Source organism: Enterobacter cloacae complex sp. 394I7 (assembly GCF_057320345.1).
Genome location: NZ_JBXWCR010000011.1, coordinates 95,198 through 104,679, shown reverse-complemented (window position 1 = coordinate 104,679; position 9,482 = coordinate 95,198). Strand labels below are relative to the sequence as shown.

Sequence of the window (9,482 nt, the reverse complement as noted above, 5' to 3'; positions counted from 1 at the left end):
TAGTGTGGGGTCTCCCCATGCGAGAGTAGGGAACTGCCAGGCATCAATTAAAAGAACCCCGTACCGTATGGTGCGGGGTTTTTTGCTTTGGGTTTTTCCCGTCATCAGAGAGAACATCAGACAGCACACCAATTCAAAATAAACGCGGCGATCTCCTCAACGTTATTCAAATCCAGTACCGGTACCTCCAGATCCAGGGCTACGTCACTGGCGACTGCAATCACATGCTCATCGAGCGTCAGCTCGTTAACATCATGCCCGGCATGGCTTCTGAACAGCAGGATCTTTGCCACCGCGTCATGCTTAAACCCCTCAACCAGCACCAGATCCAGAGTAGAGTGATCCATCCGGCTAACCAGATACATGAGATCCAGCGGCGCTTCATCCGGTGTTTCAGTCATCAATGCCCAGCGCTGATCACTCGCCACCATCGTTTGGGCTGCACCTGCCTTACGCAGCTCATAGCTGTCTTTTCCCGGCTTATCGACATCCATATTGTGATGCGTATGCTTAATTAATCCGGGGCGAACACCTTTAGCACAAAGCGCAGGGATCAGTTTTTTCAGCAGCGTCGTTTTCCCGGTACCACTCCAGGCTGAAATGGCCAAAACAGGTATCATTTTTTCTCCTGCATCATCTGCAAATCTTCTGTGGTATTGACGTTCATAAACGCCGATTTCAGATCGCTAAAATCGACGGGATGGCCGCCTGACTGGCGCATAAAAGCCATCACCCTGCGCTCTCCTGCCGTCAGGTACTCCTGTAACGCCGGAACTAACGAACGGTGGATCAACGCAACAGCAGGGTGGTCACGCTCACCGTCATGGGCCCAGACAACGGGTGCGCTACCACGAAGCCGTACCATGCGTTCGACAAGACAAGACGGAATAAACGGGGTATCACACGGACAGAAGATAAACCACTCCCCGTGCGACTGCTGCATAACCGAAAGCATACCGGCCAGCGGCCCGGGGTAATTCTCCTGCGTATCCTCGTAAACGGGATACCCGCTACGCTGATAAACATCTCTATGCCTGTTAGCGCTGATGGCCATTGTCATGACCTGGTCCGCAAGCGTATCAGCGACATGCTGCCAGAGTGGCTTACCGTTAAGGAGCTGAAGACCTTTATCTTTCCCCCCCATTCGGGTTGCCTTGCCACCCGCCAGAACAACGCCGATTATTTGCTGGCCATGATTCATGAATATCGCCTCTTTTATTGTGGGATTGACCCTGCTAACGTGTCACTCTCAATGAAAGGAGCACCACCATGAAATGTAAACGTCTGAATGAAGTCATTGAACTCCTCCAGCCGGCCTGGCAAAAAGAGCCAGAGCTTAATCTGATGCAATTTTTACAGAAACTGGCGAAAGAGTCAGGTTTTGACGGCGAACTGACAGACCTTTCTGACGATATCCTGATCTACCATCTCAAAATGCGCGACTCTGCCAAAGATGCTGTTATTCCTGGTATTCAGAAAGATTATGAGGAAGATTTTAAAACCGCGTTGCTGCGCGCACGTGGCGTAATTAAAGAGTAAAAGCTTGTAAGCGGCGGCACCGAAATCGCCACAAGATGATATCCTGAATCATTCGTATAATTTCCGGATGATCGGATGAACGACCAGGCTTTTACTTTCCAGACATTACACCCGGATACCATTATGGATGCGCTGTTTGAACAGGGTATTCGGGTGGATTCCGGGTTAACTCCCTTAAATAGCTACGAAAACCGCGTCTATCAGTTTCAGGACGAGGATCGTCAGCGCTTCGTCGTAAAGTTCTATCGCCCTCAACGTTGGTCCGCAGAACAAATTCAGGAAGAGCACCAGTTTGCTCACGATCTGCTGGATGATGATGTTCCCGTTGCCGCGCCGCTTAAATTTAATAACCAAACGCTGCTCACCCACGAAGGGTTTTACTATGCCGTATTCCCAAGCCTGGGGGGCCGCCAGTTTGAAGCGGATAATATCGATCAGATGGAGTGGGTTGCCCGATATCTGGGACGCATTCACCAGACGGGACGCAAAGAAGACTTTATTGCCCGTCCGACAATCGGTATTCAGGAATACCTGCTTGAACCTCGTCAGGTATTTGAAACCTCGGCGCTAATCCCCAAAGCGCTTAAGGATAATTTCCTCAACGCGACCGATAAACTTATTGATGCGGTGAAAACCTGCTGGCGCGATGATATTTCCGTTCTGCGTCTGCACGGCGATTGTCACGCTGGTAATATTCTCTGGCGTGATGGCCCGCTGTTCGTCGATCTCGATGATGCACGTATGGGGCCAGCGGTTCAGGACCTGTGGATGCTGCTCAATGGCGATAAAGCTGAGCAACGGATGCAGCTTGAAACGATTATTGAGGCCTATGAAGAGTTTAGCCCTTTTAATTCAGACGAAATTGTCCTGATTGAACCTTTACGCGCGATGCGTTTTGTTTATTATCTCGCATGGTTAATCAGGCGTTGGGACGATCCTGCATTTCCCCGTAATTTCCCGTGGCTTACCGGAGAGGATTACTGGCGCAGCCAGATATCCACATTTACTGAGCAGGTTAAGGTTCTTAAGGAGCCCCCTCTGCAATTAACGCCGATGTATTAATTGGACACACCCAGGAGAGAGTTAATCATGAAAAAAATTTGGCTGGCGCTGGCAGGTATGATTCTGGCATTTAGCGCTTCTGCTGCGCAGTTTACCGACGGCAAACAGTATACGACGCTGGAAAAGCCAGTCGCTGGCGAGCCACAGGTTCTGGAGTTCTTCTCGTTCTATTGCCCACATTGCTATCAGTTCGAGCAGGTGCTGCATGTTTCCGATAACGTGAAGAAAAAGCTGCCAGAAGGCACCAAAATGACCAAGTATCACGTTGAGTTCCTAGGCCCATTGGGTAAAGACCTGACTCAGGCGTGGGCGGTAGCTATCGCGCTGGGCGTGGAAGATAAGATCACTGCACCAATGTTTGAAGCAGTCCAGAAAACCCAGACAGTTCAGACGACTGCAGATATCCGTAAAGTCTTCGTGGATGCCGGTGTGAAAGGTGAAGAATACGACGCGGCATGGAACAGCTTTGTGGTGAAATCTCTGGTAGCCCAGCAGGAAAAAGCCGCCGCAGACCTTCAGCTGCAGGGCGTTCCGGCGATGTATGTTAACGGCAAATATCAGCTGAACACGCAGGGCATGGACACCAGCAGCATGGATATCTTCGTACAGCAGTACGCGGATACCGTGAAATATCTGGTCGAGAAGAAGTAAGATCAATAAAGAAAAAAACGCCGGTCACTGACCGGCGTTTTTGTATGAAGATTTAATCTTTTCTATCTGTTCATCTTTCTCATTCCAGAGCGTATTCAGCCAACGCTGGAAAAGACGTTTGAAATTCTTATCGTTAACGTAATCCCCGTGCAACCCGTCACCAACCGGCACCAGCTCGATGCGTACAACGATCCGCGTCAGCTTGCCGCTGAGCATATCGAAGAAGGGTGTCCTGTCGTTTTCCGGATAGCAGAGCGTGACGTTGAGTAATTTATCGAACTGCGCGCCCAACACGTTAAGCGCCATCGCAATGCCCGCAGCCTTGGGCGGCAGCAGGTGCTGATAAGGAGAGCGAGTTTGTTGACGCTTCTCTTCCGTAAAGCGCGAGCCTTCCACGAAGTTCACAATGGTTGTCGGATGCGCGCGAAATTTTTCGCAGGAGCGGCGTGTGGTTTCTACATCTTTACCACGACGCTCCGGATGACGAAGCAAATAGCTGCGCGAATAGCGTTTCATAAACGGCATATCAAGCGCCCAGCAGGCCAGACCGATAAAAGGCACCCAGGCGAGCTGCTGTTTCAGGAAGTATTTGTTCATCGGGATATGTTTGCGGAAAAGCACGCATAACACCACGATGTCTGCCCAGCTGTGGTGGTTGCAGATAAGCAGGTACCAGTTCTTTTTGTTGAGGCCTTCAAGCCCTTCAACATCCCACTTCAGGTGTGGGTTCAGGTACAACAGGAACGCCAGTCCTTCACACCAGCAGTACATCATGAAATTACAAAATGCGGATACGGCTCGCCATACCACGGGCACGGGCAGCAGCAACTTAATGATGCCGGCAACAATGATCGGCACAGAACAGGCGACAGTCACCAGAATAGTTAAAATGATGCTTAAAGGTAATGTTATTGCTGCGAGCAATCTCGACATGATGAGCTTTTTCAGATGGTTAGCTGTAAGTGAGCGGCCGGCTATCCGGTGCAGGGCGCTGATTTTATCAGAAATCAGACAAAATAAGGGTGCTTTCATGCCAGGCGTTGCGGGATAACGCCCGGGAGCAGAAGATTTCGCTATAACGGCATGCGGCCCTGGGCTTATATCCACATAGACTAAATTGTCATCAATTGGCCATAAAGATCAAATGAAACATAATAACTCTATGATATATAGCATCTATTTATTATGAGGTATGTACTTTTAGCGTCTGTTATTCCTGTGACGTAAAAGTATGCACAAACTTATCCACAGATTTATTTTTGCGAGCGATCCTCACGATCGCAAAATCTTTTCCTGTATCTGGCGCTAATAACTGATGTTTTCATCCTTCTGTGGCATCCTTTACGCATAAATTGATTAAAGGCACGGACATTATGGTTCAGATCCCAGAAAACCCTCTTATTCTCGTCGACGGCTCTTCTTACCTGTATCGGGCGTACCATGCGTTTCCTCCTCTGACCAATAGCGCAGGGGAACCTACCGGCGCAATGTACGGCGTGCTAAACATGCTGCGCAGCCTGATCCTTCAGTACCAGCCAACCCATGCGGCAGTGGTGTTTGATGCGAAAGGTAAAACCTTCCGCGACGAGCTTTTTGAGCATTACAAATCTCACCGTCCGCCAATGCCTGACGATCTGCGTGCGCAGATTGAACCGCTGCACGCGATGGTAAAAGCGATGGGCTTGCCGCTGCTGGCCGTCTCTGGGGTCGAAGCCGATGACGTAATAGGCACGCTGGCACGTGAAGCAGAAAAAATGGGTCGTCCGGTACTGATCAGTACAGGGGATAAAGATATGGCGCAGCTGGTAACGCCAGGTATCACCCTGATTAACACCATGACCAACACCATCCTTGGGCCTGAAGAGGTGGTTACAAAATATGGCGTGCCGCCAGAGCTGATTATCGACTTCCTCGCGCTGATGGGCGACTCCTCGGATAACATCCCAGGTGTCCCTGGCGTGGGTGAAAAGACCGCCCAGGCGCTGCTTCAGGGATTGGGCGGGCTGGATACACTGTACGCGGAGCCGGAAAAAATCGCCGGCCTCTCCTTCCGTGGTGCAAAAACCATGGCCGGAAAGCTGGAAGAGAACAAAGAGGTGGCTTATCTCTCCTATAAGCTGGCAACCATTAAAACCGATGTTGAACTGGAACTGGGTTGTGAGCAGCTTGAAGTGCAGCAGCCTTCCGCAGACGAACTGCTAAGCCTGTTTAAGAAATACGAATTCAAGCGCTGGACCACGGACGTGGAAGCCGGTAAATGGCTGCAGGCAAAAGGGGCCAAACCGGCCGCTAAGCCAAAGGAGACGATTGTCGTTGATGCCGAAGAGCTGGCAGAAGAAGAGGCCATCGCGCTCTCTTTCGACAACTACGAAACCCTCCTTGAAGAGTCACAGCTGGTGGCGTGGATTGAGAAACTCAAAAAAGCGCCGTTCTTTGCCTTCGACACGGAAACCGACAGCCTCGATAACATCTCGGCCAATATGGTCGGCCTGTCATTTGCGACGGAGCCGGGAATGGCGGCCTATGTGCCCGTTGCACATGATTACCTCGATGCGCCTGATCAGATCCAGCGTGAGCGTGTGCTGGAGCTGCTGAAGCCGATTCTGGAAGATGACAAGGCGCTTAAGGTCGGGCAAAACCTCAAATATGATCGCGGCATTCTGCAAAACTATGGCATTGAGCTGCGCGGCATTGCGTTCGATACCATGCTGGAATCTTACATTCTCGACAGCGTGGCGGGTCGTCACGATATGGACTCCTTATCCGACCGTTGGCTCAAGCATAAGACCATTACCTTTGAAGAGATTGCCGGAAAAGGTAAAAACCAGCTCACCTTCAATCAGATTGCCCTGGAAGAAGCGGGTCGCTACGCGGCCGAAGACGCCGATGTCACGCTGCAACTGCACCTGAAGATGTGGCCAAAACTGCAGAAGCACGAAGGTCCGCTGAACGTGTTCCAGCACATTGAGATGCCGCTGGTACCTGTGCTCTCGCGCATTGAGCGCAACGGCGTAAAAATTGATCCGACGGTGCTGCATAACCACTCCGGAGAACTGGCGCAGCGGTTGACCGAGCTTGAGCAGAAGGCGCATGAGCTTGCCGGCGAACCGTTTAACCTTTCGTCTCCGAAACAGCTTCAGACCATCCTGTTTGAAAAACAGGGAATTAAGCCGCTGAAGAAAACCCCTGGCGGCGCGCCATCAACGTCTGAAGAAGTGCTTGAGGAACTGGCGCTGGATTACCCGCTGCCAAAAGTGATTCTCCAGTACCGTGGTCTGGCGAAGCTGAAGTCTACCTATACCGATAAACTTCCGCTGATGATCAACCCTAAAACGGGCCGCGTGCATACCTCGTATCATCAGGCTGTGGCGGCGACCGGTCGTCTCTCCTCGACCGATCCAAACCTGCAGAACATTCCGGTACGTAATGAAGAAGGCCGTCGTATCCGTCAGGCGTTTATCGCGCCAGACGACTACCTGATCGTCTCGGCCGACTACTCGCAAATTGAGCTGCGTATTATGGCGCACCTGTCACGCGACAAGGGGCTGCTGACGGCCTTTGCGGAAGGAAAGGATATCCACCGTGCAACGGCGGCTGAAGTCTTTGGGCTGCCGCTGGACAGCGTGACTCACGAGCAACGTCGCAGTGCGAAGGCGATCAACTTCGGTCTGATCTACGGCATGAGCGCCTTTGGCCTTTCGCGCCAGCTCAACATTCCGCGTAAAGAGTCGCAGAAGTATATGGATCTCTACTTCGAGCGTTATCCGGGCGTGCTGGAATATATGGAGCGCACCCGTGCGCAGGCGAAGGAGAAAGGCTACGTCGAAACCCTGGATGGTCGTCGCCTTTATCTGCCGGACATCAAATCAAGCAACGCCGCGCGTCGTGCCGGTGCAGAACGTGCTGCCATCAACGCCCCGATGCAGGGGACGGCGGCAGACATTATTAAGCGCGCGATGATTGCGGTTGATGCCTGGCTGGAAAAAGAGAAGCCACGCGTGAAGATGATCATGCAGGTACACGATGAACTGGTATTCGAAGTCCACAAAGATGATCTGGACACCGTGTCGAAGAAGATCCACGAACTGATGGAAAGCAGCATGACGCTTGACGTGCCGTTGCTGGTGGAAGTGGGCAGCGGTGAAAACTGGGATCAAGCTCACTAAGGGTTCTGCCAATAACGCGCTTTTTATGTAAGTTAGCAACATAACAAAGTGCGTTTTGTGACGATCATTAGAATTCCCTATGTAAAGAATGAAAAAAAACTACAAAAAGTGCTTTTTCTACAGCAAAAAAAGGGGTAGAGTTATTCGCGTAGGGTACAGAGGTAAGATGTTCTATCTTTCAGACCTTTTACTTCACGTAATCGGATTTGGCTGAATATTTTAGCCGCCCCAGTCAGTAATGACTGGGGCGTTTTTTATTGCGGCAAAGAAAAATCCAGGCAAAAAAAAGCGCGGACATCGCCGCGCTCGGTATTACTCTTCTTCCGCTTCCGTCGCGGGTTCCAGCTCGTTGAACCAGCTATCGAGCTTCTGACGCAGCTTGTCGACACCCTGCTTTTTCAGCGAGGAGAACGGCTCTACCTGTACGTCGCCGTTAAAAGCCAGCACCGCTTCGCGAACCATATTCACCTGCGCTTTACGCGCGCCGCTCGCCAGCTTATCCGCTTTAGTCAGCAGTACCAGCACGGCTATCTCACTTGAGACAGCCCAGTCGATCATCTGCTGATCGAGATCTTTCAGGGGATGGCGGATATCCATCAGCACCACCAGACCTTTCAGGCACTGGCGTTTTTCCAGGTATTCACCCAGCGCACGCTGCCATTTGATCTTCATCTCTTCCGGTACTTGCGCGTAACCATATCCCGGTAAGTCGACCAGGCGTTTGCCTTCTGCCACTTCAAACAGGTTAATCAGCTGAGTACGGCCAGGTGTTTTTGAGGTACGCGCCAGGCTCTTCTGATTGGTCAGCGTATTCAGGGCGCTGGATTTCCCCGCGTTAGAGCGGCCAGCAAAAGCCACTTCAATGCCAGTATCAGAAGGAAGGTGGCGGATATCGGGCGCACTGGTGACAAAATGCGTCTGTTGGTAGTTCCAGGTAGTCACGTGGTCGTCTCCAAAATCGTAATCTGAGGGGGATTATACCTGAATGCCGGCAAAAGACTTTTTTGATTGCACAGTGCCTGTAGGTTAAAACCCTGGCGGTTGTGAGAGATCGGCTATGAATACTATGGGAGATTTCAGAGAATTCGCAGGCGTTAAAAAAGCCAAATTGTTTTAAATCATAAGTTTATTCTCGGGTAATTATCTGAAAATCCGTTTTTGTGCCGTTTCGTTGCTTGTCAGTTTAACTGAACAGGGTAAAGTGTGCGTCAGGGCGAGGAAGCCAACAGGGAACAGACTTAAGGATTAGGGTCAGGAGCGCCAGGAGGCGAAGACGCAGGATTGTCAGGATGACCAACGCCTGGAGGCGTTTTAACAGGAAACGGAACCGTATCACGGATGGTATTAGCCAAGGGATAAACAGGGTTTGTTGTTGGCAAACACGGAATGTCTGACCCGTTAAGGGTTGTGAGTCAGGAAAAAAGGCGACAGATTGCTCTGTCGCCTTTTTTCTTTGCTTGCTTTCTGCTAGATTTCGCCGCAATTCTATACTGAAGAAAACGACTTAAAGATAAAACATCATGAAAAAACCGACCTCCGCTGCGGGCGCTAAACGCCCTGCAAAAGCACACCGCAAAACGCGCGAAGAACTGAACCAGGAATCGCGCGATCGCAAACGCGATAAAAAACATCGCGGTCATGCTGCGGGTAGCCGTGCAAACGGTGGTGATGCTTCTGGCGCTTCTGCGAAAAACAAGCAGCAGAAAGACCCACGTATTGGCAGTAAAACACCTGTTCCACTGGGCGTGACAGACACCCCGGTCACTAAGCAGCACAAACCAAAGAGCGAGAAACCTATGCTTTCACCGCAGGCTGAGCTGGATTTGCTGGAGAACGATGAGCGCCTGGACGCGCTGCTGGAACGTCTTGAAGAGGGTGAAACCCTGACCGCCGAAGAGCAGTCATGGGTTGATGCCAAACTGGACCGCATTGATGAGCTGATGCAAAAGCTGGGTCTGTCTTACGACGATGACGAAGACGAAGAAGAAGACGAAAAGCAGGAAGATATGATGCGTCTTCTGAAGGGTGGAAACTAACATTTGCATCCGGCAGGGACGATAGTCC

General features: G+C 51.1%; 11 protein-coding genes. 7 read left to right on the top strand and 4 right to left on the bottom strand.

What is annotated here, in order from left to right; genetic code table 11:
* Positions 1 to 116 precede the first annotated feature (116 nt).
* Both mobB and mobA read right to left on the bottom strand, forming a co-directional pair.
* Positions 117 to 620 carry a molybdopterin-guanine dinucleotide biosynthesis protein MobB gene (gene mobB / locus AC2FAP_RS22525; protein ID WP_193163633.1) on the bottom strand — a complete coding sequence of 168 codons (504 nt, stop codon included), beginning with the start codon at positions 618 to 620 and terminating at the stop codon, positions 117 to 119.
* Positions 617 to 1,201 carry a molybdenum cofactor guanylyltransferase MobA gene (gene mobA / locus AC2FAP_RS22520; protein WP_032679272.1) on the bottom strand — a complete coding sequence of 195 codons (585 nt, stop codon included), beginning with the start codon at positions 1,199 to 1,201 and terminating at the stop codon, positions 617 to 619. The genes mobB and mobA overlap by 4 nt, the downstream gene beginning before the upstream one ends.
* Before the next feature lie 68 nt (positions 1,202 to 1,269).
* Here mobA and AC2FAP_RS22515 point away from each other — a divergent pair, with 68 nt between their 5' ends.
* The 3 genes from AC2FAP_RS22515 (at position 1,270) to dsbA (ending at position 3,252) form a co-directional block, all read left to right on the top strand.
* Positions 1,270 to 1,539 carry a YihD family protein gene (locus tag AC2FAP_RS22515; RefSeq protein WP_010436801.1) on the top strand — a complete coding sequence of 90 codons (270 nt, stop codon included), beginning with the start codon at positions 1,270 to 1,272 and terminating at the stop codon, positions 1,537 to 1,539.
* A 75-nt stretch (positions 1,540 to 1,614) separates the two neighbouring features.
* The gene (locus AC2FAP_RS22510; protein WP_020883991.1) at positions 1,615 to 2,601 is read left to right on the top strand and encodes a serine/threonine protein kinase; all 987 of its coding nucleotides are present in this window, start codon (positions 1,615 to 1,617) and stop codon (positions 2,599 to 2,601) included.
* A gap of 27 nt (positions 2,602 to 2,628) precedes the next feature.
* Positions 2,629 to 3,252: a thiol:disulfide interchange protein DsbA gene (gene dsbA, locus AC2FAP_RS22505; RefSeq protein ID WP_020883990.1), complete on the top strand. Its 624-nt coding sequence runs from the start codon at positions 2,629 to 2,631 to the stop codon at positions 3,250 to 3,252.
* Between the two features lie 24 nt (positions 3,253 to 3,276).
* Here the strand turns inward: dsbA and AC2FAP_RS22500 are convergent, their stop codons facing one another.
* The gene (locus AC2FAP_RS22500; RefSeq protein ID WP_239457154.1) at positions 3,277 to 4,128 is read right to left on the bottom strand and encodes an acyltransferase; all 852 of its coding nucleotides are present in this window, start codon (positions 4,126 to 4,128) and stop codon (positions 3,277 to 3,279) included.
* Here AC2FAP_RS22500 and AC2FAP_RS22495 point away from each other — a divergent pair.
* The 3 genes from AC2FAP_RS22495 (at position 4,025) to spfP (ending at position 7,632) form a co-directional block, all read left to right on the top strand.
* Positions 4,025 to 4,303, top strand: coding sequence for a hypothetical protein (locus AC2FAP_RS22495; RefSeq protein WP_226864116.1), 279 nt, complete (start codon positions 4,025 to 4,027; stop codon positions 4,301 to 4,303). The genes AC2FAP_RS22500 and AC2FAP_RS22495 overlap by 104 nt on opposite strands.
* A gap of 322 nt (positions 4,304 to 4,625) precedes the next feature.
* A complete protein-coding gene (gene polA / locus AC2FAP_RS22490; protein ID WP_449541870.1) occupies positions 4,626 to 7,418 on the top strand; it encodes a DNA polymerase I in 2,793 nt (930 codons plus the stop codon).
* A gap of 166 nt (positions 7,419 to 7,584) precedes the next feature.
* Complete coding sequence (gene spfP / locus AC2FAP_RS22485) at positions 7,585 to 7,632, top strand: small protein SpfP (protein WP_071892919.1); 48 nt, start codon at positions 7,585 to 7,587, stop codon at positions 7,630 to 7,632.
* A gap of 98 nt (positions 7,633 to 7,730) precedes the next feature.
* On the opposite strand, the gene yihA is transcribed toward spfP, so the two are convergent.
* Positions 7,731 to 8,360, bottom strand: coding sequence for a ribosome biogenesis GTP-binding protein YihA/YsxC (gene yihA, locus AC2FAP_RS22480; protein ID WP_014172255.1), 630 nt, complete (start codon positions 8,358 to 8,360; stop codon positions 7,731 to 7,733).
* Between the two features lie 578 nt (positions 8,361 to 8,938).
* Between yihA and yihI the strand changes: the two genes are divergently transcribed.
* Complete coding sequence (yihI, locus tag AC2FAP_RS22475) at positions 8,939 to 9,454, top strand: Der GTPase-activating protein YihI (RefSeq protein WP_014172254.1); 516 nt, start codon at positions 8,939 to 8,941, stop codon at positions 9,452 to 9,454.
* Positions 9,455 to 9,482: the final 28 nt, after the last annotated feature.

What these genes read in the sequence shown, in the direction of transcription:
- AC2FAP_RS22510 (WP_020883991.1), top strand. Translation starts at nt 1,615, where the DNA reads ATGAACGACCAGGCTTTTACTTTCCAGACATTACACCCGGATACCATT.
- polA (WP_449541870.1), top strand. Translation starts at nt 4,626, where the DNA reads ATGGTTCAGATCCCAGAAAACCCTCTTATTCTCGTCGACGGCTCTTCT.
- dsbA (WP_020883990.1), top strand. Translation starts at nt 2,629, where the DNA reads ATGAAAAAAATTTGGCTGGCGCTGGCAGGTATGATTCTGGCATTTAGC.
- yihI (WP_014172254.1), top strand. Translation starts at nt 8,939, where the DNA reads ATGAAAAAACCGACCTCCGCTGCGGGCGCTAAACGCCCTGCAAAAGCA.
- AC2FAP_RS22515 (WP_010436801.1), top strand. Translation starts at nt 1,270, where the DNA reads ATGAAATGTAAACGTCTGAATGAAGTCATTGAACTCCTCCAGCCGGCC.
- mobA (WP_032679272.1), bottom strand. Translation starts at nt 1,201, where the DNA reads ATGAATCATGGCCAGCAAATAATCGGCGTTGTTCTGGCGGGTGGCAAG.
- mobB (WP_193163633.1), bottom strand. Translation starts at nt 620, where the DNA reads ATGATACCTGTTTTGGCCATTTCAGCCTGGAGTGGTACCGGGAAAACG.
- AC2FAP_RS22495 (WP_226864116.1), top strand. Translation starts at nt 4,025, where the DNA reads ATGAAATTACAAAATGCGGATACGGCTCGCCATACCACGGGCACGGGC.